The sequence below is a fragment of the Peterkaempfera podocarpi genome, assembly GCF_042466665.1.
In the GTDB taxonomy this organism is placed as follows: domain Bacteria; phylum Actinomycetota; class Actinomycetes; order Streptomycetales; family Streptomycetaceae; genus Peterkaempfera; species Peterkaempfera podocarpi.
In genome coordinates, this window is the sequence record NZ_CP162102.1 from 1,873,662 (window position 1) to 1,898,592 (window position 24,931).

20 protein-coding genes and 2 pseudogenes are annotated in these 24,931 nt (G+C 73.8%); 6 read left to right on the forward strand and 16 right to left on the reverse strand.

Annotated features, from left to right (window positions below):
* The first annotated feature begins 105 nt into the window (after positions 1-105).
* Complete coding sequence (locus tag AB0761_RS08280; protein ID WP_377268319.1) at positions 106-372, forward strand: DUF2630 family protein; 267 nt, start codon at positions 106-108, stop codon at positions 370-372.
* Between the two features lie 160 nt (positions 373-532).
* Positions 533-1,402, forward strand: coding sequence for a 3-hydroxybutyryl-CoA dehydrogenase (locus AB0761_RS08285; RefSeq protein WP_377268320.1), 870 nt, complete (start codon positions 533-535; stop codon positions 1,400-1,402).
* A gap of 43 nt (positions 1,403-1,445) precedes the next feature.
* On the opposite strand, the gene AB0761_RS08290 is transcribed toward AB0761_RS08285, so the two are convergent.
* From AB0761_RS08290 to infC, 9 genes and pseudogenes are all read right to left on the reverse strand, one after another.
* Entirely contained in the window at positions 1,446-2,693 is a 1,248-nt protein-coding gene (locus AB0761_RS08290; RefSeq protein ID WP_377268321.1) for a glycoside hydrolase family 10 protein, read from the reverse strand.
* 128 nt (positions 2,694-2,821) lie between these two features.
* Entirely contained in the window at positions 2,822-4,333 is a 1,512-nt protein-coding gene (locus AB0761_RS08295) for a S8 family serine peptidase (protein ID WP_377273970.1), read from the reverse strand.
* A gap of 291 nt (positions 4,334-4,624) precedes the next feature.
* A pseudogene (gene pheT, locus AB0761_RS08300) lies at positions 4,625-7,151 on the reverse strand (phenylalanine--tRNA ligase subunit beta).
* A complete protein-coding gene (gene pheS / locus AB0761_RS08305) occupies positions 7,151-8,272 on the reverse strand; it encodes a phenylalanine--tRNA ligase subunit alpha (RefSeq protein ID WP_377268322.1) in 1,122 nt (373 codons plus the stop codon). Before pheS ends, pheT begins: the two are co-directional and overlap by 1 nt.
* A 398-nt stretch (positions 8,273-8,670) precedes the next feature.
* Positions 8,671-9,822, reverse strand: coding sequence for an ATP-binding protein (locus tag AB0761_RS08310; RefSeq protein ID WP_377268323.1), 1,152 nt, complete (start codon positions 9,820-9,822; stop codon positions 8,671-8,673).
* Between the two features lie 344 nt (positions 9,823-10,166).
* Positions 10,167-11,045 carry a TrmH family RNA methyltransferase gene (locus tag AB0761_RS08315; protein WP_377268324.1) on the reverse strand — a complete coding sequence of 293 codons (879 nt, stop codon included), beginning with the start codon at positions 11,043-11,045 and terminating at the stop codon, positions 10,167-10,169.
* Between the two features lie 106 nt (positions 11,046-11,151).
* A complete protein-coding gene (gene rplT, locus AB0761_RS08320; RefSeq protein ID WP_377268325.1) occupies positions 11,152-11,547 on the reverse strand; it encodes a 50S ribosomal protein L20 in 396 nt (131 codons plus the stop codon).
* A 107-nt stretch (positions 11,548-11,654) separates the two neighbouring features.
* Complete coding sequence (rpmI, locus tag AB0761_RS08325; RefSeq protein WP_055590591.1) at positions 11,655-11,849, reverse strand: 50S ribosomal protein L35; 195 nt, start codon at positions 11,847-11,849, stop codon at positions 11,655-11,657.
* 118 nt (positions 11,850-11,967) lie between these two features.
* Positions 11,968-12,678: a translation initiation factor IF-3 gene (gene infC / locus AB0761_RS08330; protein ID WP_377273971.1), complete on the reverse strand. Its 711-nt coding sequence runs from the start codon at positions 12,676-12,678 to the stop codon at positions 11,968-11,970.
* Between the two features lie 465 nt (positions 12,679-13,143).
* Here infC and AB0761_RS08335 point away from each other — a divergent pair, with 465 nt between their 5' ends.
* Complete coding sequence (locus AB0761_RS08335; protein WP_377268326.1) at positions 13,144-13,497, forward strand: DUF1844 domain-containing protein; 354 nt, start codon at positions 13,144-13,146, stop codon at positions 13,495-13,497.
* A gap of 98 nt (positions 13,498-13,595) precedes the next feature.
* Here the strand turns inward: AB0761_RS08335 and AB0761_RS08340 are convergent, their stop codons facing one another.
* Positions 13,596-14,381 carry an SseB family protein gene (locus AB0761_RS08340; RefSeq protein WP_377268327.1) on the reverse strand — a complete coding sequence of 262 codons (786 nt, stop codon included), beginning with the start codon at positions 14,379-14,381 and terminating at the stop codon, positions 13,596-13,598.
* Between the two features lie 666 nt (positions 14,382-15,047).
* Here AB0761_RS08340 and AB0761_RS08345 point away from each other — a divergent pair.
* Positions 15,048-15,392, forward strand: a pseudogene (locus AB0761_RS08345) (serine hydrolase); the annotation flags it as partial.
* A 132-nt stretch (positions 15,393-15,524) separates the two neighbouring features.
* Here AB0761_RS08345 and mycP read toward each other — a convergent pair.
* Both mycP and AB0761_RS08355 read right to left on the reverse strand, forming a co-directional pair.
* A complete protein-coding gene (mycP, locus tag AB0761_RS08350; protein ID WP_377268328.1) occupies positions 15,525-16,784 on the reverse strand; it encodes a type VII secretion-associated serine protease mycosin in 1,260 nt (419 codons plus the stop codon).
* On the reverse strand, positions 16,781-17,647 hold the full coding sequence (locus AB0761_RS08355) for a hypothetical protein (protein WP_377268329.1): 867 nt from the start codon (positions 17,645-17,647) through the stop codon (positions 16,781-16,783). The genes mycP and AB0761_RS08355 overlap by 4 nt, the downstream gene beginning before the upstream one ends.
* Positions 17,648-17,841: 194 nt before the next feature.
* On the opposite strand from AB0761_RS08355, the gene AB0761_RS08360 reads away from it, so the two are divergent.
* Positions 17,842-19,050: an amino acid deaminase/aldolase gene (locus AB0761_RS08360; protein ID WP_377268330.1), complete on the forward strand. Its 1,209-nt coding sequence runs from the start codon at positions 17,842-17,844 to the stop codon at positions 19,048-19,050.
* A gap of 60 nt (positions 19,051-19,110) precedes the next feature.
* Here AB0761_RS08360 and AB0761_RS08365 read toward each other — a convergent pair whose 3' ends face one another.
* From AB0761_RS08365 to AB0761_RS08380, 4 genes are read right to left on the reverse strand one after another with little or no spacing between them, the layout of a single operon-like run.
* Positions 19,111-20,433, reverse strand: coding sequence for a DUF2510 domain-containing protein (locus AB0761_RS08365; protein ID WP_377268331.1), 1,323 nt, complete (start codon positions 20,431-20,433; stop codon positions 19,111-19,113).
* A gap of 57 nt (positions 20,434-20,490) precedes the next feature.
* Positions 20,491-21,282 carry a 3-oxoacyl-ACP reductase gene (locus tag AB0761_RS08370; RefSeq protein WP_377268332.1) on the reverse strand — a complete coding sequence of 264 codons (792 nt, stop codon included), beginning with the start codon at positions 21,280-21,282 and terminating at the stop codon, positions 20,491-20,493.
* Positions 21,283-21,291: 9 nt separating this feature from the next.
* Complete coding sequence (locus AB0761_RS08375; RefSeq protein WP_377268333.1) at positions 21,292-22,665, reverse strand: aldehyde dehydrogenase family protein; 1,374 nt, start codon at positions 22,663-22,665, stop codon at positions 21,292-21,294.
* Between the two features lie 8 nt (positions 22,666-22,673).
* Positions 22,674-24,056 carry a glutamine synthetase family protein gene (locus AB0761_RS08380; protein ID WP_377268334.1) on the reverse strand — a complete coding sequence of 461 codons (1,383 nt, stop codon included), beginning with the start codon at positions 24,054-24,056 and terminating at the stop codon, positions 22,674-22,676.
* Between the two features lie 110 nt (positions 24,057-24,166).
* Here AB0761_RS08380 and AB0761_RS08385 point away from each other — a divergent pair, with 110 nt between their 5' ends.
* Entirely contained in the window at positions 24,167-24,916 is a 750-nt protein-coding gene (locus AB0761_RS08385) for a FadR/GntR family transcriptional regulator (RefSeq protein ID WP_377268335.1), read from the forward strand.
* Positions 24,917-24,931: the final 15 nt, after the last annotated feature.

Consider the following 24,931-nt stretch of genomic DNA (forward strand, 5'->3'; position numbering starts at 1 on the left):
CGCCGGGCAGCGGCTGGTCGACCACCCCCGCCGAGGTGTCGCACCGGTGCGCCCCGGCGGGGAGAGGAGGAGAGTGGCAGAAGGGACGTCCTAGGAGGTAGCACCATGACATCCGCTTCGTCCGCCGGCCAGGACCGGAGGATCCTCGACCGGATCGGCGACATGGTCGCCGCGGAGAAGGAGCTGCGGCAGCAGATCGCTGAGGGCCGGACGGACAGCGGTCTCGCCCGCGCGCAGCTGACCGTCCTGGAGACGGAGCTCGACCAGTGCTGGGACCTGCTGCGGCAGCGCCGGGCCAAGGAGGAGTTCGACGAGGATCCCGGACAGGCACGGGTGCGCTCGGCATCCGAGGTGAACGACTATCTGTCCTGAGGCCCCTGCCCCACCGCCCGGCGCACGCGGGTGCCGCGGGCCCCGCGGCACGGCCGGTCGCGAGCCGTGCCACCGGGCAGAGTAACGTCGTCCGCGGCAGCGCGGCCCGGCACACCATGCCCCCGTGCTGCGCCAACCGGATACGACGAAAGGCAAGTGTGTGAGCGGCATCGGACGCGTCGGCGTGGTCGGCTGCGGCCTCATGGGCTCCGGCATCGCGGAGGTCTTCGCCCGCACGGGCCTCGATGTACTGGTTGCCGAGGCGACCGGCGAGGCCCTGGAACTCGGCCGCACCCGGTTGACCAACTCGCTGGACACCGCGGTCAGGCGGGGCAAGCTGAGCCAGGAGGACCGGGACGCGGCGATGGCCCGGATCTCCTTCACCACCGAGCTCGCGGACTTCGCCGACCGCGACCTGGTGGTGGAGGCCGTCGCCGAACGCGAGGACATCAAGGTCCAGATCTTCCAGACGCTGGACAAGGTGGTGGAGCGCCGCGACGCTGTCCTGGCCTCCAACACCTCCTCCATCCCGATCGTGAAGCTGGCCGCCGCCACCTCCCGTCCGGAGCAGGTCCTCGGTCTGCACTTCTTCAACCCGGCCCCGGTGCAGAAGCTGGTCGAGGTGATCCCGACGCTCACCACCTCGCCCGAGACCGTCGCCCGCGCCGAGGCCTTCGCGGTGGAGGTGCTGGGCAAGGAGCCGATCCGGGCCCGCGACCGCGCGGGCTTCGTGGTCAATGCCCTGCTGGTGCCGTATCTGCTCTCCGCGGTGCGGATGTTCGAGTCCGGGGTGGCCACCGCCGAGGACATCGACAAGGGCATGGAGGCCGGCTGCGCCCACCCGATGGGACCGCTGCGGCTGTGCGACCTGATCGGCCTGGACACCATCGTCTCCATCGCGGAGTCGATGTACGGCGAGTACAAGGAGCCGCTCTACGCCGCTCCCCCGCTGCTGCTGCGGATGGTGGACGCCGGCCTGCTGGGCCGCAAGTCCGGACGCGGCTTCTACGACTACACCGCCGGGCGCTGACGCCCCGGGGGCCCGCCCCCGCGATCCGGCCGCAGATCCGCGGTCAGACCGCGGGGGCGGACTGCTGGTAGTGGTCCTTCACCAGGCCGGCGAAGGCCCCGATGCGATTGCGGAGCACGGCGCTGGCGTTGTAGTGGATGTTGCCCTTCACCTGCGGATAGCGGGCGCAGAGGGTCAGATGGCGGCTGAGCTCCGCCGGGTCCTGCCAGGCCGCGCCCTGCGCCGGGTCGCCCGCCCGGTAGACGGCCTCGCCGATGTGCAGCGCCACCTCGGTCCCGTCCACCTGCCGGGACCACCACTCGACCAGCGTCGCGTAGTCGGCCGCCTTGAAGCCGATCGGCCAGTAGAGCTGCGGTGCGATGTAGTCGATCCAGCCCTGCCGGATCCAGGAGCGGGTGTCGGCGTAGAGGTCGTCGAAGGTCTGCACCCCGGCGGTGGTCGCCGAGCCCGCCTCGTCCGCGGACCGGTTCCGCCAGACGCCGAACGGGCTCACCCCGAAGACGGTGCCCGAGCGCACCGTGCGGATGCGCTGGTACACCTCGCTGACCAGCAGGTCGACATTGCGGCGCCGCCAGTCGGCGAGCTCCAGCCCGTCGCCGTTGGCCGCGAACGCCTCCTCGTCGTCGAACCGCTGGCCCTTGACCGGGTAGGGGTAGAAGTAGTCGTCGAAGTGCAGACCGTCGACCGGATAGCGGCGGACGGCGTCCAGCACCGCCTCCTCCACATGCGCCCGCGCCTCGGGGACACCCGGGTTGTAGTAGAGCTTCCCGCCGTACCGGACCACCCAGTCGGGGTTGCGGCGGGCGGGGTGCGCGGGCACCAGCGCCTCCAGCCGGTCGTCCAGGCTGATCCGGTACGGGTTCATCCAGGCGTGCAGTTGGAGTCCGCGCCGGTGGGCCTCGGTGACGGCGGTGCCCAGCGGATCCCAGCCCGGATCGCGGCCCTGGGTCCCCGTGAGGTACTTCGACCAGGGCTCGACGGTCGACGGCCAGCAGGTGTCGGCGCTCGGCCGGACCTGGAGGAAGACGGCATTGAGCCGGTTGCGCACCGCCATGTCCAGGATGCCGGTGAGCTCGTTCCGCTGGACGTCCGCGCTCAGCCCGGGCTTGGACGGCCAGTCGGCGTTGTTGACGCTGGCGGCCCAGAGGCCGCGCAGCTGCGGCCGGGCGGCGCGCCGCCCCGGGACGGGTGCGGCGGCACCGAGCAGCATCCCGGTGGCCGCCGCCGCCCCGGCGGCGATCAGCCGGCGGCGGGTGGGTCCGGCGGCACGTCGGCTGGGCTGCGCTGGCATGGCTCCCCCGATCCGGGCGGTCCCTCCGCCCTCGGGCATGCTGCGCCGACGCACTGCCGGGAGCAATGAGCCACACGGGCGCACGCCCCGGAGTCACCCTCCGGGACGTGCGCGGGGTCCTGCGTCGGTCAGCGGGTGACGGCCCGGTAGGCGTCGACGAGTCCGTGTCCGTAGAAGCCGTTGTGGGAGGCCGGGCCCTGGCACACGGCGTCGGGGGTGCCGTTGCCGTCGATGTCGTAGGGGTCCGGGCAGGCCAGCGGATCGGCCTGGTGCTCCAGCAGCCGGGTGAGCTCCCGGGGGGAGGCGTACGGGTGGACGGACTTCAGCAGGGCCGCGACCCCGGCCACATGCGGGGAGGCCATGGAGGTGCCGTTGAGGTAGGCGTAGCCGCCGCCGGGCATGGTGGAGAGGATGCCGCCGCTGGTGGCAGGCGCCGTGGGGGGCTGGTAGGCGGTGCTGTCGCCGCCGGGGGCCGCCACATCGATGACGTCACGGCCGTAGTTGGAGTAGGACGACTTGAGGCCGCGTGCACCGGTGGCGGAGACGGTCACCACACCGGGCAGGCCCGCAGGCAGGTCCAGACAGGCACGGGGGTCGACGGTGCGGGTGGTGGTGGTGGCATCGTCGGGGCTGGTGGTGTCGGTGATGCTGCTGCCCGCGAGATCCCAGCCCTCGTTGCCGGCCGCCGCCACGGTGAGGGTGCCGCGCCGGGCGGCGTAGTCGGCGGCACGGCGCACCGCCTCCACCACGGCCCGCTGGTCGGGGTCGTTGAGGCAGTTGAAGTACCAGGGGTCGATGTAATAGCTGTTGTTGGTCACGTCCATGTGGTGCTCGGCCGCCCAGACGAAGCCGCAGACCACGCTCTCGGGGTAGAAGAGGCTCTGCTTGGGCTCGGCCACCTTGACGGCGGCGACCCGGACGCCGGGGGCCACCCCGGTGACACCGATGCCGTTGCGGGCTGCGGCGATGGTGCCCGCGACATGGGTGCCGTGGTAGGAGCCGGGGGCGGCCGCGGTGGGCCGCCAGGCGCCGGGAGTGGTGTCGGGGGCACCGGAGACGCAGTCGACCGAGTCGGCCGCGTCGAAGTTGGGCGCCAGGTCGGGGTGGGTGTCGTCGATGCCGGTGTCCACCACACCGACCAGCACCCGGCGGCTGCCCGGGGTGACGGTGTACGCCCGGTCGGCACCGATGGCGCGGATGTCCCACTGCAGGGGCTGCAGCGGATCGTCGGCGGCGGGGGCGGTGTCGGCGGCCCGCACGGCCTCCGCCGCGCCGAGGGCGACCGGGTCGGTCTCCAGCGCGGCCGCCAGCGGGGCGGTACGGGTGGCACCGACGGAGCCGAAGAGGTGGGTGGCGCGCAGCGTGGCGGCGAAGGCGGGGTTGCCGGAGTGCGCGACCACCACGCCTATCTGCTGGTAGGAGTGCACCACGGTGCCGCCCGCCCGGGCGATCTCCCATGCGGCGAGCCGGGTCGCGGCAGGGCCGGTGTGGGTGTTGACGACATAGCTCAGCACCGGGCCGTCGGCGGGCGGTGGTTCGGCGGCCCGGGCACCCGCCGGCAGGGCGGTGAGGGCCGCGGCCGTGGCGAGGCCGAGCAGGGCGGGGGCGGTTCGCCGGTACCGGGTCGGTCCGGGCCGCATCCGTGAGTGAGAGCGCAGGTCCATGCGTGGTCTCCACTTCGTCCGCGCGGACGGCCGTCGACCTGGTGTCCACGGCCACGCGGATGAAACGTGAAGGTAGAGGAGAAGGCATGTACCGCTCAAGACCGCGGGTGCGCCCGAACGGACCGCTCGGCGCTCCGGTCGGCGGATCCGGCGACTGCCGCGCACCGCGGGCAGCGGTGCGCAGGGCCGGGGAAACGACGGGACCGCCCCGCCCGGAGTCCTCCGAGCGGGGCGGTCCCGATGGCACCCAGCGGTGCCGGTGACACGTCAGGCGCCGCGCAGCACCGCACCGGTGCGGGCGACCGCCTCGGCCACCGCGGCGTCACGGGCCGCCGAGGCCTCCTCGGCGGTCAGCGTACGGTCCGCCGCGCGGAACCGCAGGGCGTACGCCAGCGACTTGCGGCCCTCGCCGAGCTGCTCGCCGGTGAAGACGTCGAACAGGCGCAGCGACTCCAGCAGCGGACCGGCCCCTGACCGCAGCGCGGCCTCGACGTCGGCGGCGTGCACGGAGTCGTCGACCACCAGGGCGACGTCCTGGGTGGCCACCGGGTAGGTGGACACCGTCGGCGCGGTCACCCGCAGGTCGCCGTCGGCGGCCAGCAGATCGAGGTCGATCTCCATGGCGCAGGTGCGCTCCGGCAGGTGCAGCGCCTTGACCACCCGCGGGTGCAGCTCTCCGGCGTGGCCGACCAGCCGCTCGGTACCGTCGGCACCGGCGACCAGCAGCGCGGCGCAGCGGCCCGGGTGCCAGGGGTCGTGCTGGTCCTGTCGGACGATCAGCTCGACTCCCGCGGCCCGCGCGACCGTACGGCCCGCCTCCACGGCCTCGGCCCAGGTCGCCGGGCGGCCCTTGCCCCACCAGCCGTCGGGCTCGCTCTGACCCGCCAGCGCGACCGCGACACGGCGCGGCTGGTCGGGCAGTGCCGCGTCCAGGGCGGCCAGCTCGTCCGCGGTCGGACGCCGGTCGACGGGCAGCCGCGGCGGCACCGACAGCTCGGCCTTGGGGCGGAACACCAGGCCGGTCTCGAAGAGCGCCACATCGGTGTTGCCGCGGCCGACGTTGCGGTGCAGCGCCGCCAGCAGGCCCGGCAGCAGCGTGGTGCGCAGCGCGGGCTCGTCGTGGTTGAGCGGGTTGGCCAGCTTCACCGTGCGGCGGCGGGCGTCGTCGGCGGCCAGACCCAGCGCGTCGAAGACGGACTCACCCAGGAACGGGTAGTTCTGCACCTCGACACAGCCGGCACCGGCGAGCGCCCGGCCGACCCGGCGCAGCCGCTTCTGCGCCGCGGTCAGACCGCGGCCGGGCGGCGCCTGGGGCATCCGGGAGGGGACGTTGTCATAGCCCTCCAGCCGGATGACCTCCTCCGCCAGGTCGTTGGGGTCGGTGAGGTCAGGGCGCCAGCTCGGCGGGGTCACGGTGAGCACATCGGCGCCGGTGACGGTGCAGCCGACCTCCTGGAGCCGCCGGGTGACGGTCTCCCGGCCGTACTCGGTGCCCGCGACCCGGTCGGGGTGGTCCGGGGATGGTGATGGTGCGGCCGGGCCGGGGTGCGGCGACATCGGTCACCCCGGCGTCGGCGGTACCGCCGCCGATCAGCACCAGCAGGTCGACCACCCGCTGCGCGGCCGCCGGGGCGGCCTCGGGGTCGACGCCGCGCTCGAACCGCTTGGACGCCTCGGAGGGCAGCTTGTGGCGGCGGGCGGTGCGGGCGATCGCCACCGGGTCGAAGTGCGCGGCCTCGACCACCACGTCGCTGGTGCCGAGCACCTGCCCGGAGTCCGCGTCCACGGCGTGGTCGGCGATCTCGGTGGAGGCACCGCCCATCACACCGGCCAGCCCGATCGGGCCGGAGTCGTCGCAGATCAGCAGGTCCTCGGCGGACAGCTTGCGCTCGACGCCGTCCAGCGTGCGCAGCTTCTCCCCCGCCTCGGCACGCCGCACCTGGATCGGACCGGAGAGCCGGTGCCGGTCGTAGGCGTGCAGCGGCTGACCGGTCTCCAGCATCACATAGTTGGTGATGTCGACGGTGAGCGAGACCGGCCGCATCCCCGCCTTCTGGATCCGGCGCTGCAGCCAGATCGGGGAGGCGGCGCCCGGGTCGATGCCGCTGACGGTGCGGGCCACGAACCGGTCGCAGCCCTCGGGGTCGGCGATCTTGACCTGGTAGCCGTCGGAGTCGGCGGGCGGCACGTCCAGCAGCGCCGGGTCGGCCAGCGGCAGACCGTACGCGGTGGCGGCCTCGCGGGCGACACCGCGCACCGACAGGCAGTAGCCGCGGTCGGCGGTGACGGCGATGTCCAGCACCTCGTCGACCAGCTGGAGCAGCTCGATGGCGTCGGTGCCGGGCTCGTACTCGGGCGGCAGCACCACGATGCCGTCGTGGTCGTCGCCCATGCCGAGCTCACGCGCGGAGCAGATCATGCCCTCGGAGACCTTGCCGTAGGTCTGCCGGGCGGCGATCGGGAAGGGACCGGGGAGGACGGCCCCGGGGAGGACCACCACGACCTTGTCGTCGACGGCGAAGTTCCGGGCGCCGCAGACGATGTTCTGCGGCTCGCCGGTGCCGTTGGCCTTGCCGACGTCGACCTGGCAGTAGCGGATCGGCTTCTTGAAGCCGGTCAGCTCCTCGATCGCCAGCACCTTGCCGACCACCAGCGGCCCGGTCAGCTCGGCGCCGACCCGCTCCACGGTCTCGACCTCGAGGCCGGCGTTCACCAGCCTGGCGGCGACGTCACGTCCGGTCTCGCCGGCCGGCAGGTCGACGTACTCCCGCAGCCACGAAAGCGGGACCCGCATCAGATCTCCATCCCGAAGGGGAGGGTGAAGCGCACGTCACCCTCGACGATGTCTCGCATGTCCTCGACGTTGTGCCGGTTCATCAGGATCCGCTCCAGGCCGAGGCCGAAGGCGAAGCCGCTGTACCGGTCGGGGTCGATGCCGCAGGCGATCAGCACCCGCGGGTTCACCACACCGCAGCCGCCCAGCTCGATCCAGCCCTCGGAGGAGCAGGTGCGGCAGGGGCGGTCCGGGTTGCCGACGCTCTCCCCGCGGCAGACGAAGCACTGCAGGTCGATCTCGGCGGACGGCTCGGTGAAGGGGAAGTAGTTGGGCCGCCAGCGGTGGGCCAGGTCGTCGCCGAACATGGTGGCGGCGAAGTGCTCCAGGGTGCCCTTGAGGTCCGCGAAGGTGATGTTCTCGTCCACGGCGAGACCCTCGACCTGCCCGAACACCGGGGTGTGGGTGGCGTCCAGCTCGTCGCTGCGGAAGGTGCGGCCCGGGCAGATCACATAGATGGGCGGCTCGCGATCCAGCATGGTGCGGGCCTGCACCGGGGAGGTGTGGGTGCGCAGGACGACGCCGCTGTCGGCGCTGCCGTCGGGGCCGGCCACGAAGAAAGTGTCCTGGGTGGTGCGGGCCGGGTGGTCCGGGCCCAGGTTGAGGGCGTCGAAGTTCAGCCACTCCGCCTCGACCTCGGGGCCCTCGGCCACCTCGTAGCCCATGGCCACAAAGGTGTCCTGGATCAGCTCGGTGAGGGTGGTCAGCGGGTGCCGGGCGCCGCGCGGCGCACGGTCGTAGGGCAGGGTGACATCCACCGCCTCCTCGACCAGCACGCGGGCGTCGCGCTCCGCCTCCAGCTCCTCGCGGCGCCGGGCCAGCGCCTGGTTGACCGCGCCACGGGCCTGTCCGACGCGCTTGCCGGCGTCGGCCTTGGCGTGCGGGGGCAGGGCGCCGATCTCGCGGTTGGCCAGGGCCAGCGGCGAGCGGTCGCCGGTGTGCGCGACCTTGCTGTCCTGCAGCGCGGCAAGGTCTCCGGCGGCGGCGATGGCCGCCAGGGCCTCGTCCCGCATCCGCTCGATCTCTTCGGGCTTGAGGGCCTCGACCTCGACCGGGTCGTACGACTTGTTGGGTGCCGACATCTCTATCTTTCCCGTGCTCCTGCTCGTCCGTGCTCGGGTGGTGGGGGCGTGGCCCGGCCCTTCCCAGGGGGTGTGATCCGCCTGACGTCGCTCGACGTCATCCAGCGAGTCTACTAGGGCTGGAACCGCTGATCTTGGACACCATGACCGCCCCCGCGCCGCCCCGCGGAGGGGCGCGGCACCGCACAAGGCGGCCCGGCGGCCTGCGGCGGGGAGCCGGGGTGCCCGGCTGTGCCCCTCCGGCGGCCGCCTCCCGGGGTGCGGGGGCGCGGCGTCCGGTGGGGGTCACACCGCGGCCGCGTGCGCGCGGCGTGGGGTGCGGGGGCCGCCCGGAGCGCGCTGCTCGCGGTCCGTACGGGTCACCGGCGGTCCGGGGCTGGCAGCCCGCCGGGGCCGACTCACAGCATGAAGTCGGGGATTCCGGCGGGCAGGATAAATCGGAACCGGGCACCGCCACCGGGGGCCTGGTCGACCCGGATGGTGCCGCCGTGGGCCTCGACGATGCCCTTGACGATATAGAGGCCCAGGCCGGTCCCGCCGCGTCGGCTGCCCCGCCAGAAACGGGTGAAGACCCGTGGGATCGCGTCCTCGGGGATACCGGGGCCCTCGTCGCTCACGGTGACGGCCGTCCCTTCCAGTACGCGCCCTGCGGGCTCGGTGCGGCGCACCCCGGGCATCCTGGGCTCCGCGGGGCCCTCGACCAGCTCCTTGGCGGGCTCCACCTCGATGGTGACAGTCCCCTCGCCGTGCCGCACCGCGTTTTCCAGCAGGTTCCACAGCACCTGGTCGACCTTGTCCGGGTCCGCCCACAGCTGCGGAAGCGGCTGGTGCACCCGGATCCGGAACCGCTCCGAGGCGATGCCTGCCGCGGCCATGGAGTCGGTGTGGCGGTGGACGGCCGCGGCGACGTCCACCACCTGGCGGCGCAGCTCCAGGCGGCCGGCGTCGATCCGGGAGATGTCCAGCAGTTCCGCGATCAGCCTCGTGACCCGGTCGGCGTCGGCGTCGACGGTCTCCAGCATCAGCTTCTTCTGGTCCTCGGTGAACCGCTCCCACTTGCCGAGCAGGGTGGCGGTGAAGCCCTTGACGCTGGTCAGGGGGGACCGCAGTTCATGGGCCACGGTGGCGATCAGCTCGGCATGGCTGCGCTCGGTGCGGCGCCGGTCCTCGGTGCCCCGCAGCGCGACCACCAGCCGCTGGACCGGGCCGCACCGCGCGGCCCGCAGATAGCGGGCGGAGACCAGCACCTCGCGGCCGCCGGGCAGCAGCAGATTGCGTTCGGGCTGGCGGGTACGGGTGGCCAGCCCGCCGTAGGGGTCGGTGCACTGCCACCAGCGGCGGCCGTCCAGGTCCTCCAGCGGCAGCACCTCGGTGTACGGGCGCCCCAGGGCGTCGGCCGCCGGGATACCGGTGATCCGGGTGGCAGCCGTGTTGAAGCAGACCACGTCCCCGAACTGGTCGGCGACCACCAGTCCGTCGGGCAGGTCGTCGGGGTCGATCCCGAGTCCGGTGCCGTCCTCACCGGGCCTCTCACCGGTGTGCTGGGACAATCCGCTCCCCCCGTGTGCCGGCCGGCCTGTCTTCGAGGAGCCTCACATTGACGCGCTCCTCGGCATGAATGCCGAGGATTCAGCCCGTGCCGCTGACGCGACACCTCCATGGCTTCCTGCTTCAGCGACCAGCGCCACCGCAAGCAGCAGTCTTGACCCGGTCTCCACAGACTTTCGGGTCCGAAGACCCCGTTCCCGCCCGTCCGGCGGTACCTGACACGGTCACCGTACCGGGCGGCGGAGTGTCTTGGCGGCACTTCGCCGAATCCGGTCCCGCTCCACGGGAGTCCGATTCACCACCGGGCTGAAGCCCGGCGCCCTCTCGGAGACGACCGGTGGCGTCTCTACCCGCCCGCGCGGCACCCTCCCGCCCCGCGCTGCGCACGGGCGGAGGCATAGAGGCAGACCGCCGCGGCGGTGGCCAGGTTGAGGCTCTCGGCGTGTCCGTGGATCGGCACCCGCACCACTTCGTCGGTCAGCGCCCGGGTCTGCTCCGGCAGCCCCCAGGCCTCGTTGCCGAAGACCCAGGCGGTGGGGCCGCGCAGGGTGCCGTCGTCCAGTTCGGCGTCCAGGTCGCGGTCGCCCGCGCCGTCGGCGGCCAGCACCCGTACGCCCGCCGCACGCAGCCCGGCGACCGCGTCGGCCACCGGCACCCCCACCGCGACGGGCAGGTGGAAGAGGCTGCCCACCGAGGCCCTCACCGCCTTGGGGTTGTAGAGGTCGACCGAGGCGTCGGTGAGCACCACCGCGTCGGCACCGGCCGCGTCCGCGGTGCGCAGCACCGTGCCGGCGTTGCCGGGGTCGCGGACATGGGCGAGGACGGCCACCAGCCGGGGCCGGGCGGCCAGCACGGCGTCGAAGGGGGTGTCCACGAAGCGGCAGACCCCGACGATGCCCTGCGGGGTCACCGTCTGGCAGACCTCGGCGATCACCTCGGGGGTGGCGGTCAGGACCGGGATCCCGGCGTCCTGGGCGGCGGCCACGATGTCGGCATGGCGCTCGGCGGCCTCCGGTGTGGTGTACACCTCCACCACCGCGTGCTCGCCACCCCCGGGGAGCAGGCCGTAGGCGACCGCCTCCCGTACGGCCTGGGGGCCCTCGGCGATGAAGCGGCGCTCTCTGGCGCGCTGCGGGCGGCGGGCGAGACGGCGGGCGGCGGTGACCCGGGGGGAGCGCAGCGAGGTCAGCAGGGGGCCGTGCTCGGGGCGGTCGGTGGTAGCCATGGCGCTTTCTGAGGGGGGCCGGGGCGGGCGCAAAGCAGGACCCGCAGGCGCGCACCGGGCGCACCTGCGGGTCTGCTCTGTGCCTGGGGTCAGGCGGCTGCCTGGATCAGGCGGCGTCGGCGGCGGCCCTGGGGGCGTTCACATCGGCCGGCAGCGCCTTCTGGGCGACCTCGACCAGGGACGCGAAGGCGCCCGGGTCGTTCACCGCGAGCTCGGCCAGCATCTTGCGGTCGATCTCGACGTTGGCGGCCTTCAGACCCTGGACGAAGCGGTTGTAGGTGATGCCGTTCGCACGCGCGGCGGCGTTGATCCGCTGGATCCACAGCTGGCGGAAGTCGCCCTTGCGCTTCTTGCGGTCGTTGTAGTTGTAGACGAGAGAGTGGGTGACCTGCTCCTTCGCCTTGCGGTACAGGCGCGACCGCTGGCCGCGGTAGCCGCTGGCCCGCTCGAGGATGACCCGGCGCTTCTTGTGGGCGTTCACTGCCCGCTTGACGCGTGCCACTGCATTACTCCTTGGGTAGGACCGCGGACATCTTCACGCGGTCCGCATTCGAATAGGTCGGGAAGGATCGGCGGGTTCCCGCATCGGCGCAGCCGTGCGGGGCGCGATCACTTGCCGAGAAGCTTCTTGATCTTCTTGGCGTCGGCCGGGGCCATCTCGACCGTGCCGGCCAGGCGGCGGGTCAGCGTGGACGGCTTGTGCTCGAGCAGGTGACGGCGGCCGGCGCGCTGGCGCAGCACCTTCCCGGAGCCAGTGAGCTTGAAGCGCTTGCTGGCGCCGCTGTGCGTCTTGTTCTTCGGCATGTCGCCGTACTCTCCTCGTCGGTCCGCCCCCGCCCGCACACGTCGGGCGCAGGCGGGGAAGCGCTGAATGGATCTTCGGGTGCCGGGGCGGGCCGCCCCGGTACCGAGGTACTGCTGGTTACTCTGCCGGAGCCTGGGCGTCTGCCGACTGCTCGACCTCGGAGGTCTCAACGACCTCGGAGGTCTCAACGACCTCGTCGACCTCGTCGACCTCGTCGACCTCGTCGGCCTCAGGGGCCTCGGCAGTGGCGGTGCGGCCCTGACGTTCGGCCTTACGGGCGGCGGCGGCCTCGCGGGCCTCGGCCATCGCCTCGGTCTTCTTCTTGTGCGGACCGAGAACCATGATCATGTTACGGCCGTCCTGCTTGGGCGAGGACTCGACGAATCCCAGCTCCTGGACGTCGTCCGCGAGCCGCTGCAGCAGTCGGAAGCCCAGCTCGGGGCGGGACTGCTCACGACCGCGGAACATGATCGTGATCTTGACCTTGTCGCCCTGCTTGAGGAACCGAACGACGTGACCCTTCTTGGTGTCGTAGTCGTGCGGGTCGATCTTCGGCCGGAGCTTCATCTCCTTGATGACCGTGTGCGCCTGGTTCTTGCGCGCCTCACGGGCCTTCATGGCCGACTCGTACTTGAACTTGCCGTAGTCCATGAGCTTGCACACCGGCGGCCGTGCGGTCGCCGCGACCTCGACCAGGTCGAGGTCGTACTCCTGCGCAAGCTCCAGCGCCTTGGCAAGCGGCACAATGCCGACCTGCTCGCCACTGGGACCGACGAGTCGCACCTCGGGGACGCGAATCCGGTCGTTGATGCGGGGCTCGGTGCTGATGGGGCCTCCTCGGTTGCACCTGTTTCCGATGCGGCCGTCGGGCGGCGGTCGCACGTGTCGACTCGACTCACCGGGCGGAGCTTCATCCGTGCTGCGCTGCGCGCCTTGTCGGAGGGCACGCACCGCGGACACGAAAAAAGCCCCGCACGGTGCACAGGCGGGGCTCCACAACAACCGGAAGCGCCCTCGCGAGCAAGCTCACGCGGGGCGACATGACGGCTCTGGCACCCGGAGGTGTCGGCCGCGGACCGGAACCCGTCGACCCGGAGGACGATCGGGTGGGAGACTGACGGGGCTTCCCCAACGGGATCCCTGTACGTGGAGCCTCCACTTGTAGGCCGGGCACCCGAAGGTGTCAGGCCGGTCAGTCTGGAATCATAGCAGCGTCCAGGGGGTCGGCGTTATTCCGCAGCCCGGCGCGTACGCTCCCGGGGAGAGCCCTCACCCGCAGAGACAAGCGAGAACATGAGCACCCAGCCTGACCCCACGCCCGAGGACGACGCCACCCGCGACATCGCGGACGTGCCCGCCGTCGAGGTGATCACCACCGTGGCCGTGCACCTGATGAGCGCCGCGGCCGTGAAGTGCGGTCTCGCCGAGAACGGTGACGAGCACAAGGACCTGGACGAGGCCCGCAAGCTGATCACCGCCCTGGCCGCCCTGGTGACCGCCAGCGCCTCCGAGATCAGCAGCTTCCACGCCGCCCCGCTGCGCGACGGCCTGCGCTCACTGCAGCTGGCCTTCCGCGAGGCCTCGCTGGTGCCGGACGCGCCGGGTCAGGGACCGGGCGAGAAGTACACCGGCCCGGTCTACTCCTGAACCGCCCGGTCTACTCCTGAACCGCTCCGGCATGCTGCGGGGGACGCCCGGACGGGCGTCCCCCGCAGCATGCCGGTGGCTCCTGCCAGCGGTGCACGTCAGCGGCTGTAGAGCGGCTCCCCGCCGATGCTCGCCGAGGCGGGCAGCAGGGCCAGGTCCAGGCCGCGGTCCAGCCGCACCCTCAGCAGCTCGTCCGCCGCGACACCGGCCGCGATCCGCTGCGCCGCCCCGCGGACCGCGTCCTGCCCCGCCTCCGGTTCCGGGACCAGCGCCAGCACCGCGTCGGTCTGCTCCGCCGGCCGCAGATACGCCCTGAGCACCGCAGGCTCGGCGGCGACCATCCGGCGGAGCACCGCCAAAACCTCGGGGTCACGGGCCGGCGGCAGATGCTCCCGCCCCTCGGCGACCGCCCGCATGGCCGCACCCGTCAGCTGGTACGGGACCGGGCCCGCCGGGTCCAGCAGCAGGGTGTCCGCACGCTCCGAGTAGGCCGCCAGCACCGCCTGGCGGCCGTGCACCGGCACCGGGCGGGCGTCGGCCCGCCAGCGGGCCAGGGCCTCCAGCGAGGTGAACGCGGGGAGCGCCCGCCGCCCGTCCGGCGCCTCCACCACGGGGACCGCCATGTCGCTGGTCTTCTCCCGCCGCAAGCCTCCCCCAGCCTTCGGCCCGGCGGACCCCCAGCTCGCTTCGCTCGTACCGGTCTCCACCTCGCCCAGCAGCGCCACCACCGGCACCATCAGACGGGCGCCGCCGATCCGGGCCAGCAGCTCCGGCTCGCCCCCGGCCGGGTCGTCGGCCCAGCGGGCCAGCGCCGCGGTCAGCCGCGGGTCGGCTCCGCCGTCGTCTCCGGAGAAGCCTGGGTCCGGGATGCTCTTGCGTTCCACGCATTGAGGGTATGCGACGGTGCGAGCGCCTTCTCAGGCGGCGCTCACTCTCCTCTCAGCGTTCTTGCAGACGGACTTCCTAGCGTCCTGCGCATGAGCGGAAGGAACACGGAGATGCTGGTCCCGGCAGGCCCCCCGAGCGGCAGACGCCCCCGAAGACGCCTGGGCGGTGTGCTCCGCACCGCGGCACTGGTGGGCATCGTGGCCCTCGGCTGCGGCACGGTGGTGCAGATCTCCCGTGACCGCCACGGCGGGCACGGGTCCGGTAAGCACGCGTCCACAGCCCCGTCCAGCAGCGCCCCCTCCAGCAGCGCCCCGGCCGCCCTCGCGGCCGGCGCGACCCCTTCGGCCACCGCGCAGGCCCCCACCGCCTCACCCACCCGCGACACCGCCCGGGTCTCCGCCGCCCCCTCCCCGCGCAACACGGCCAAACTGGCAGCGGATGCGGTGGCCAAGGCGGTGCAACGGGTGGCCGGCGGGGCCCAGGGCCGGCTGTCCGTCGCCGTCCAGGACCTCTCCACCGGGGTGTCGGCGCACTACGGGGCGGCCGGGCACACCTTCGCCACCGCCAGCATCGCCAAGGCGGACATCCTGGCCGCCCTGCTGCTCCAGGCCCAGCAGGCGGGCCGCGACCTGACCGCCGAGGAGCGGGCCCGCGCCCAAACGATGATCGCCAACAGCGACAACAGCGCCGCGGACGCCCTGTACACCCGGATAGGGCGGGCGTCCGGACTGGACCGGGCCAACCGCGCCTTCGGCCTCACCTCCACCGCCTCCGGGGACGCCGGCCACTGGGGTCTGACCGCCACCACCGCCGCCGACCAGGTCAGGCTGCTGGCAGCGATATTCGGCGACGACTCCCCGCTCGACGCCGACTCCCGCAGCTATCTGCGCACCCAGATGGGGCAGGTGGAGAGCGACCAGGACTGGGGGGTCTCGGCGGCGGCCGACGACGGCACCGCCTACCGGCTGAAGAACGGCTGGCTGCCGCGCTCCACCACAGGCCTGTGGGTGGTCAACAGCATCGGCGAGGTGCAGCACGACGGCCATCAGCTGCTGGTCGCCGTGCTCTCCGACGGCAATGCCACGGAGGAGGGGGGATCTCCCTGGTCGAGGCGGCCGCCGAGGCCTCCGCCGACGCGTTCACCGGGGTGCTGGGGACACCGGCCTGAGCGCTCCGCGGGCCCGCCGCCGCAGCACCACGGCGAGCAGCAGCAGCCCGGCCCCCGCCCAGATCCGCACCCGGTCGGACCAGGCCCCGCCGACGCGGGTCCGCGAGCGGGTCGACGAGGCCGCCGCGCGGGTGCTCCCACCAGCCTCCGCGGCCGGGTGCGGGGCCGGGTGCGGCACGGCCGGCTCCGGTCGCAGGCGGGCGGCGGCGGCCAGCGCCGCCACCGAGTCGACCAGGCCCGCGCCGACCGCGTCGCTGCGGCCGCCGGCGGGCCGGTCGACGGCGGTCTCCTCCAGCACGGTGCGGATCTGGGCGGGGTTCAGCCCGGGGCGGGCCGAGTGCAGCAGGGCGACGACCCCGGAGACATAGGCGGCGGCCGCGCTGGTGCCCCAGCCCTCGTAGTAGTGGCGGTCCGGATCGGCGATCACCACATCGACCCCGGGGGCGGCGACGGCGGTGTACCAGCGGCGGGTGGAGAAGCCGGCCGGGTCGCCCCCGCGGTCCACCGCGGCGACGGCGATCACCCCGGGGTAGGCGGCGGGATACGACGAGCGGTCGCCGTCCCGGCGGCCGTTCCCGGCGGACGCCACCAGGGTCACCCCGTGGCGCAGCGCATACTGCACGGCGGCGTACTCCCCGGGGTCCGCGTGCGCGGCGGCGCTGTCGTCGCCGAGCGACATGTTGATCACGTCCGCGCCGTGGTCCACCGCCCAGCGGATGCCCGCGGCCAGGGTGTCGCCCGGACGGCTGCGGGCCTGGGAGCGCCGTGGGTCGGCGTCCTCCAGGATGACCCGCACCGGCAGGATCCGGGCGGCCGGGGCGATCCCCAGCACACCGGCGGTACGCCCGGGGCCGTGCCCGTGCCCGGCGATGATCGCCGCCATCCCGGTGCCGTGGCGCGCCCACACCCGGTCGCCGGGGCGGGCCCCGAGGCCCACCATGTCCCGGCCGGGGAGGACCTGGCCGGTGAGGTCGGGGTGGCCGGGGTCCACCCCGGTGTCGAGCACCGCGACCACCGTCCCCTCCCCCCGGGTGGTACGCCATGCCTGCGCGGCGTGCAGGGTGCGCAGCGGCCACTCGTGGTCCCGGGCGGTGTCCGCGTACGCGGCCGGGGCCGCTCCGATCACCGTCAGTACGGCCACCGTCAGTACGACCGGCGTCAGTACGACCGCCGGCGGTGCCGTCGCCGCGGCCGCCCCGACCCCACCGGCCCCGCTCCGACGTGGCGTCATCGAGCGGCGGCCGCTGCGGTGTGCTGCCGGAGCACGGCCCGGCCGAGGGCGGTGTCGACGGCCTCGGAGACCCCGGCGGCCAGCCCGCGGGCGGCGGCGGGCAGACCGGCCTCGACCAGGGGGTCGCGCCGGTCGCCCGCGGCGGGACCGGCCGGGACGGGGGCGGCGATCCGCCGTCCGTCGGCGAAGGCGGAGACCGACCAGACCAGCCAGGGGCCGGCCGGATCGGGCTGCGCCGTCCACGCCGCGGCCGAGTCGGTCGGGCCGCCGGCCGGAGGCGGCGTCAGACCGGCGTTGCGGCCGGCGCTGCGGCGCCCCCAGCCGCGGGCGAAGCGGGCGGCCGCCGCGGGGTCGGCCGCGGTGGTGGCGGCGATGCCGACGGTGACCAGCCGGGTGCGTGCCAGGTCGGTGTAGGTGGTGCGGAGCAGCCGGGCGCAGCCGACCGGGGCCAAGGCGTGGTACAGGCCGCGGCCGAGGAGGGCGGGGGTGCACGGGGACTGGGTGGGGGCGGCCGTGCGGCTCCAGGTGGTGCCGTCGCCGATGTCCAGGGCGGGCGGCAGCAGCGCGTCAGCGGGGGCGGTGCGCCACAGGGAGCGGGCCAGGGCGAAGCGCTGTCCGGCCGCGGACTGCGGGCCGTCGGCGGCAAGCCGGCCGGGGACGGGCAGCGAGGCCGCGGCGGGGCCGACCAGCAGCCCGAGCCCGGCGGTGAAACAGAGCGCCGCAAGCCCGGTCCGCAGGCCGCCGTGAGCGGCGGGGGCGGCGGACGGCGGCGGCCGGTCGGGACCCGGCGCTCCGCGGTCGGGGTACGGGGGCCGCCGGGCCGGGAGCATGGACCGGGGCGGTGCCGCCTCGGCGTCGTGCATCTGCGGCCACCCCCGTCCCCTGGCATGCCGCAGGCCCCGGCGGACGGCGCTCCCCAGCGCCCCACCTGCGCAACCACCGCCGCCACCCTACGCGTTCGGGGCACACCGCGGTCGTCCTTGGGCGGCAGAATCGATACACCTCGGCCGGACCCTTCGTCTACCGGCGGGTAGCGGGCGTGTGGCAGTCTTCGCGCATGGCGAACCCTGCTGCTCACCGCACCCGGTACGACCGGGCCACCGCACATCTGGACGCACCGCTGGCAGTGGTGGATCTGGACGCTTTTGACGCCAATGCAGCCGATCTGGTGCGCCGCGCCGGCGGAAAGCCGATCCGGGTGGCCAGCAAGTCGGTGCGCTGCCGGGCCCTGCTGGAGCGGGTACTGGCGGTGGAGGGCTTCGCCGGGGTGATGAGCTTCACGCTCTCGGAGTCGATATGGCTGGCCAGAGCCGGGTTCAAGGACGTGCTGCTGGCCTACCCCTCGGCCGACCGCTCGGGCTATGCCGAGCTGGCCGCCGACCCCAAACTCGCCGCCGCGGTGACGGTGATGCTGGACGATCCGGCCCAGTTGGAGCTGATCGACGAAGCCCGGGAGGGCGGCCCGGGGGCGGGCGAGGAGATCCGGGTCTGCCTGGAGATGGACACCGCGCTGCGGATGCTGGGCGGACGGGTGCGCATCGGGGCGCGCCGCTCCCCGCTGCGCACCCCCGAGGAGTTGGCGGCCTTCGCCGGGCTGGTGCAGCGCAGGCCGGGCTTCCGGGTGGTGGGGCTGATGGCGTACGAGGGCCACATAGCGGGCGTCGGCGACTCGCTGGCGGGCCGTCCACTGCGCTCCCAGGTCGTCCGGGCGATGCAGTCGCGGGCCCGGGTGGAGCTGGCGGAGCGGCGGGCCGCGGTGGTGCGGGCACTGCGGCAGGTGACCGACCTGGAGTTCGTCAACGGCGGCGGCACCGGCAGTGTGGAGTCGACGGCGGCGGAGGCCGCGGTGACCGAGATAGCGGCGGGTTCGGGCCTGTACCAGCCGCGACTGTTCGACAACTACACGGCGTTCCGGGGCCGTCCGGCGGCGCTGTTCGCCCTGCCGGTGGTGCGGCGGCCCGGGGTGGGCGTGGTGACGGTGCTGGGCGGCGGCTATCCCGCCTCCGGTGCCGCGGGACGGGACCGCCTCCCCGAGCCGTATCTGCCGGAGGGGCTGCGCTACGACCCGCAGGAGCAGGCCGGGGAGGTGCAGACGCCGCTGCTGGGGTCGGCGGCTGACGACCTGCTGATCGGCGACCGGGTCTGGTTCCGGCACGCCAAGGCCGGCGAGCTCTGCGAGCGCTTCGACCGGCTGCATCTGGTGCAGGGGAACCGGGTGGTGGACTCCGTCCCGACCTACCGGGGCGAGGGCATGACCTATCTGTGACGGTGGCGGACAGCGCCAAGGCCGCCACCCGCGATGCGCGGGTGGCGGCCTTGGGATGTCTCAGGCGCCGGCGCCGGCGCCCGAGCCTGCGCCGGCCGAGCCGCTGTGGTCCTTGATGCCGCTGACGATGGTGTCCATCTGGTCCAGCGAAGGGGCCTTGTCCACCGCGTCGAAGCCGAGGTGGACGGCGACCAGGGAGCTGCCGCTCGCGGCCGGGAAGACCACGGTCTCCACATAGCCGTCGTTGCCGGTCTTGGCGTCGACCTTCCAGCGGACCAGATAGCCGGACCGTCCCGCGACGGACACCTGCTGGGACTTCAGCTCCTGGTGGGAGTTGACCGTGCCGTAGGACTCCTTGACGGCGGCGCTGATGTCCGACTTGGCGGCGGCCGCCGGGTCGCTGCCCTTGAGGGTGCTGGTGACCACTCCGCCGAGTGTGCAGCCGTACTGGGACTGCGGGCAGGAGTAGGAGCCGATGGAGAGGGCGGCATGCCCGTCGTCGGTGGTGCCGCCGCTCCAGCCGGAGGGGACGGGGAGCGCTATGTGGTTGACCGTGTCGAGGGCGGCGTCGCTGCCGGAGCCGCCGCTGCCTCCGCCGTTGGAGCCGCCGCCGAGCCCGCCGAGGCCGCCGAGGCCTCCGCTGGATCCCCCGCCGTCGGAACCCCCACCGTCGGAACCCCCACCGTCGGACCCCCCGCCAAAACCGCCGGTGCCGCCGCTGTTGCCGCCGTCCGAGCCGCCGAAGCCGAAGCCCTGGCCGCCGCTCTGTCCTCCGCTGCCGCCCTGGCCGCCGCTGCTCTGTCCCCCGTTGCCGTTCCCACCGCCGAACTGCCGGCCGCCGTTCGCGGGTGCGGAGAAGGGGCGTGTCTGCTGACCGTCGTCGTTGCGCATGCCCAGATAGGTGGCTCCGGAGCCGATACCGGCACCGACCAGGGCCGCCACGGCGGCCGCGGTCACCAGCGCCCGGGAGGGGCGCCGGCGCTTGGGGCGATCCCCCTCCGACGGCAGCGGCATGGGCCAGGCGACCACGGGGGCCGGTCCAGCGGCTGCACCCTCCGGTGCGACTGTGGGGGCCGGGAGCGGCTCCGTCTCCGGCGCCGGCTCCACCTCGGGCGCGAGGGCCGCCTCGGGCACGGGGGCGGCCTCGGCAGTGGGGAGGACCGCGGTCGGCGCCTCCTCCTCCGGGGCCGCCGCCGGCTCGGGGTGCTCCGGCTGCCCAGGGTCGCCTGACGGCTCGTCAGCGCTCTCGCCGGCGGCCTGGTCCGCGGGGACGGGGCGGGTGTTGCCGGTCCACCCGGTGCCGTCCCACCACCGCAGCCGCCGGTCCGGGCCGCCGCTGTTGCTCGGGTCCGGGTACCAGCCGGACGGAATCGTCGCAGTCACGGTCGGAACCGTACGTCGTGCCTGATAAGAGCAGGGTCAAGAGCGCAACAGGAACGGTCACAGCGGGGTGACGTACGCCCCCGAGATCCCGCCGTCCACCAGGAACTCGCTGGCGGTGATGAAGGAGGAGTCGTCGCTGGCGAGGAAGGCCACCGCGGCGGCGATCTCCTCGGCGCGGGCGAAGCGGCCCAGCGGGATGTGCACCAGGCGGCGGGCTGCGCGCTCCGGGTCCGTGGCGAAGAGCTCCCGCAGCAGCGGGGTGTCCACCGGTCCGGGGCACAGGGCGTTGACCCTGATCCCCTCCCGGGCGAACTGCACACCCAGCTCGCGGGACATGGCCAGCACCCCGCCCTTGGAGGCGGTGTAGGAGATCTGGGAGGTGGCCGCCCCCATCACCGCCACAAAGCTGGCGGTGTTGATGACCGAACCCCGGCCCTGCCGCTGCATGTACGGCAGCACCGCCTTGCAGCAGAGGTAGACCGAGGTCAGATTGACCTCCTGGACACGCCGCCAGGCGTCGAGCCCGGTGGTGAGGATGGAGTCGTCGTCGGGCGGCGAGATCCCGGCGTTGTTGAACGCCACATCCACGCTGCCGTAGGTGCTGTGGGCCGCGGCGAACAGCGCCTCGACCTGCTCGGCGTCGGTGACGTCAGCCCGTACGAAGAGCCCGCCGGCCTCCTCCGCGGCGGCCTTGCCCGCGGTCTCGTCGATGTCGGCGCAGACCACATGGGCGCCCTCGGAGGCCAATCGGCGGGCGGCGGCCAGGCCGATGCCGCTGCCCGCGCCGGTGATCACTGCGGTGCGGCCCACCAGGCGGCGGCAGACCGGGCTTTGCGGATCGGTGGTCATCTGCGTCCCTCACTCCTCTGAGCTGATGAAGACGTTCTTGGTCTCGGTGAAGTGGGCGACGGCGTCCGGGCCGAGCTCCCGGCCCAGGCCGGATTCGCCGTAGCCGCCGAAGGGGGTCCAGTAGCGCACGGACGAGTGGGAGTTGACCGAGAGGTTGCCGGCGGCGACCCCCCGGGCCAGCCGCAGTGCCCGGCCGATGTCCCGGGTCCAGATGGAGCCGGAGAGGCCGTAGCGGGTGGCGTTGGCAAGCCGCAGCGCATCGGCCTCGTCGTCGAACGGCAGCACCACGGCGACCGGGCCGAAGATCTCCTCGGTGGCTGCGGGGCAGCCCGGATCCCGCGGGGTCAGCACGGTGGGCGGGAACCAGAACCCCGGGCCGGTGGGCACGGTGCCGCGGGCCGCCACCGGGAGGTCGGGGGTGACATAGGAGGAGACCCGGGCCAGTTGGGCGGCGGAGATCAGCGGGCCCATGTCGGTGGCGGGGTCGGACGGGTCGCCCACGGTGACGGCGGTGACGGCCGGTTCCAGCAGGCCGAGGAACTCGTCGTACACCTCCCGCTGGACCAGGATGCGGGTGCGGGCACAGCAGTCCTGCCCCGCGTTGTCGAGGAAGGACATGGGCGCGGCCGCGGCGGCGCGCTCCAGATCGGCGTCGCGGAAGACGATGTTGGGGGACTTGCCGCCGAGCTCCAGGGTGACCCGTTTGACCTGGGCAGCGCAGCGGGCCATCACCTCCTTGCCGGTGGCGGTGGAGCCGGTGAAGACGATCTTCCGTACGGCGGGGTGGTCCACCACCGCCCGGCCGGTGACGGCGCCGGCGCCCGGCAGCACCTGGAAGAGGCCGTCGGGCAGCCCGGCGTCCAGGGCGAGTGCGGCCAGCCGCAGGGCGGTCAGCGGGGTGGCCTCGGCGGGCTTGAGCAGCACGGCGTTGCCGGCGGCCAGCGCCGGGGCGAAGCCCCAGCCGGCGATGGGCATGGGGAAGTTCCAGGGTGCGATGACCCCGACGATGCCGATGGGCTCGTGGAAGGTGAGGTCCACACCCGTGCCCACCGGGATCTGATGGCCAGTCAGCCGCTCCACTCCCCCGGCGGCGTACTCCAGCAGGTCGCGGACGTTGCCCGCCTCCCAGCGGGCGCCCGCCACGGTGTGGCCGGCCTCCCGTACCTCCAGGCCGGCCAGCTCCTCCACCTGCCCGTCGACCGCGTCGGCGAAGCGGCGCAGCAGCCGGGCCCGGTCGCCCGGCGCCAGGGCGGCCCAGGAGTGCTGGGCCTTGGCGGCGCGCTGCACGGCCGCGTCGACCTCGGCGGGTGAGGTGTCGGGGACGGTGGCGATCACCTCCTCGGTCGCCGGGTTGAGGACGGGACGGGCCTCCGGCTCGGTCATGGGGCTCCTCACATCCGCTCGAAGGAGCGGTAGCGCTCCCAGTCGGTGACGGCGCTGTCATGGGCGTCCTGCTCGACCCGGGCCATGGTGAGGTAGTGCTCCACCACGTCCCGGCCGAAGGCCTCCGCGGCGAGCGCGGAGGTGCGCCACAGCTCGGCGGCCTCCCGCAGGGTGGCGGGCAGGCGGTCGTGGCCGGCGTCGGCGGAGTAGGCGTTGCCGGTGCAGGGCTGCGGCAGTTCCAGGCGCTGCTCGATGCCGTGCAGACCGGCGGCGAGCATGCCGGCCACCGCCAGATAGGGGTTGACGTCGCCGCCAGGGGCGCGGTTCTCCAGGCGCAGCGAGGGGCCGTGGCCGACCACCCGCAGCGCACAGGTGCGGTTGTCGCGGCCCCAGGCGACCGCGGTGGGGGCGAAGGAGCCGGCGCGGAACCGCTTGTAGGAGTTGATGTTGGGCGCATAGAGCAGGCTGAACTCGCGCAGCGCGGCCAGCTGTCCGGCGAGGAAGTGCCGCATGGTGGCGCTCATCTCCCCGTCGGGTCCGGCGAAGACCGGGGCGCCTGCCGCGTCGCGCAGCGAGAGGTGGATGTGGCAGCTGTTGCCCTCGCGCTGGTCGTACTTGGCCATGAAGGTGAGCGCCATGCCCTCCTGGGAGGCGATCTCCTTGGCGCCGGTCTTGTAGACGCTGTGCTGGTCACAGGTGGTCAGCGCCTCGTCGTAGCGGAAGGCGATCTCGTGCTGCCCCAGGTTGCACTCCCCCTTGGCCGACTCCACGGTCATCCCCGCGCCGCCCATCTCCTTGCGGATCCGGGCCAGCAGCGGCTCGATCCGCGCGGTGCCCAGCAGGGAGTAGTCGACGTTGTACTGGTTGGCCGGGGTCAGGTCGCGGTAGCCGCGCTGCCAGGCGGCCTCGTAGGTGTCCCGGAAGACGATGAACTCCAGCTCGGTGCCCGCGTAGGCGGACCAGCCGTGGCCGGCGAGCCGGTCCAGCTGGCGGCGCAGGATCTGCCGGGGGGAGGCCGCCACCGGGGTGCCGTCCTGCCAGGCGAGGTCGGCTGTGACCAGGGCGGTGGCGGGCTGCCAGGGGACACGGCGCAGGGTGCTGAGGTCGGGGTGCATGGCGAAGTCGCCGTAGCCGGTCTCCCAGGAGGCCATCCGGTAGCCGTCGACGGTGTTGAGGTCCACGTCGACCGCCAGCAGGTAGGCGCAGCCCTCGCTGCCGTGCCGGGCCACCTCGTCCAGGAAGAAGGGCGCGGCGAAGCGCTTGCCCTGGAGTCTGCCCTGCATGTCGGTGAAGGCCAGCACCACGGTGTCGATGTCGCCGCCCTCGACCAGGATGCGAAGGGCCTCAAGGCTGAGCGGTGCCCCGCCTCGGGGCGTCGGTCGGTCGGGCACGGCGATGCCTCCCTGGTTCCGCGAGAACCCAAAGGTATGGCCTTGTACCATTGAATGGGAAGGGTCCCGCCCGGCGCGGCGCGGCGCCGCGTGCAGGAGGGGAGGGTGCCATGGACGACCCCGGGGAGGACCGGCTGGCCGCCGTCCTCAGACCGGTGCGCTCCGGCAACACCTTCGAGGAGGCCGTCCAGCGCATCCTGCAGCTGGTCCGGCTGGGTCTGGTCCCCGACGGCGGCCGGTTGCCTGCCGAGCGGGAGCTCGCCGAGCGGCTCCAGGTGAGCCGGGTGACCCTGCGTGAGGCGCTCAAGGTGCTCCAGGACCAGGGCATGCTGCAGACCAGGCGCGGCCGCTACGGCGGCACCTTCGTCCGCTACCGCCCCGGCGCCCTCACCGGCCCCGGCGGGCAGGCGGGCGGCGACGAGCTGCGCCGCCGCGCCGAGCGGATGGGCGACCGGCTGGAGGACACCCTGCTCTTCCGCGAGGTGCTGGAGGTCGGCGCCGCCGAGCTGTGCGCGGCCAGCCGGCCCACCGGCGCCCACGCCCGGAGGCTGCGGGACTGCCTGGCCGCCACCGGCACCGCCGCACTCGGCGACTACCGCCGTATGGACACCCGCCTGCACCTGGCAGTCGCCGAACTCTGCGGCTCCCCCTCGGTCGCCCAGCAGTACGCCTCGGTGCGCGCCTCGGTCAATGAACTGCTGGACTGCATACCCCTGCTCCCGCCCAATCTGCTCCACTCCGAGGAGCAGCACACCGCCCTGGTGGCCGCGCTGCTGGACGGCGACCGGGAGCGGGCTCGCACGGTGATGCGGGAGCACGTCGCCGGTACCGCCGCGCTGCTGCGCGGCTTCCTCTCCTGACCCGACCCCGGAGGG

What these genes read in the sequence shown, in the direction of transcription:
- AB0761_RS08280 (WP_377268319.1), top strand. Translation starts at nt 106, where the DNA reads ATGACATCCGCTTCGTCCGCCGGCCAGGACCGGAGGATCCTCGACCGG.
- AB0761_RS08290 (WP_377268321.1), bottom strand. Translation starts at nt 2,693, where the DNA reads ATGCCAGCGCAGCCCAGCCGACGTGCCGCCGGACCCACCCGCCGCCGG.
- AB0761_RS08295 (WP_377273970.1), bottom strand. Translation starts at nt 4,333, where the DNA reads ATGCGGCCCGGACCGACCCGGTACCGGCGAACCGCCCCCGCCCTGCTC.
- pheS (WP_377268322.1), bottom strand. Translation starts at nt 8,272, where the DNA reads ATGTCGGCACCCAACAAGTCGTACGACCCGGTCGAGGTCGAGGCCCTC.
- AB0761_RS08315 (WP_377268324.1), bottom strand. Translation starts at nt 11,045, where the DNA reads ATGGCTACCACCGACCGCCCCGAGCACGGCCCCCTGCTGACCTCGCTG.
- rpmI (WP_055590591.1), bottom strand. Translation starts at nt 11,849, where the DNA reads ATGCCGAAGAACAAGACGCACAGCGGCGCCAGCAAGCGCTTCAAGCTC.
- AB0761_RS08335 (WP_377268326.1), top strand. Translation starts at nt 13,144, where the DNA reads ATGAGCACCCAGCCTGACCCCACGCCCGAGGACGACGCCACCCGCGAC.
- mycP (WP_377268328.1), bottom strand. Translation starts at nt 16,784, where the DNA reads ATGACGCCACGTCGGAGCGGGGCCGGTGGGGTCGGGGCGGCCGCGGCG.
- AB0761_RS08355 (WP_377268329.1), bottom strand. Translation starts at nt 17,647, where the DNA reads ATGCACGACGCCGAGGCGGCACCGCCCCGGTCCATGCTCCCGGCCCGG.
- AB0761_RS08360 (WP_377268330.1), top strand. Translation starts at nt 17,842, where the DNA reads ATGGCGAACCCTGCTGCTCACCGCACCCGGTACGACCGGGCCACCGCA.
- AB0761_RS08370 (WP_377268332.1), bottom strand. Translation starts at nt 21,282, where the DNA reads ATGACCACCGATCCGCAAAGCCCGGTCTGCCGCCGCCTGGTGGGCCGC.
- AB0761_RS08375 (WP_377268333.1), bottom strand. Translation starts at nt 22,665, where the DNA reads ATGACCGAGCCGGAGGCCCGTCCCGTCCTCAACCCGGCGACCGAGGAG.
- AB0761_RS08385 (WP_377268335.1), top strand. Translation starts at nt 24,167, where the DNA reads ATGGACGACCCCGGGGAGGACCGGCTGGCCGCCGTCCTCAGACCGGTG.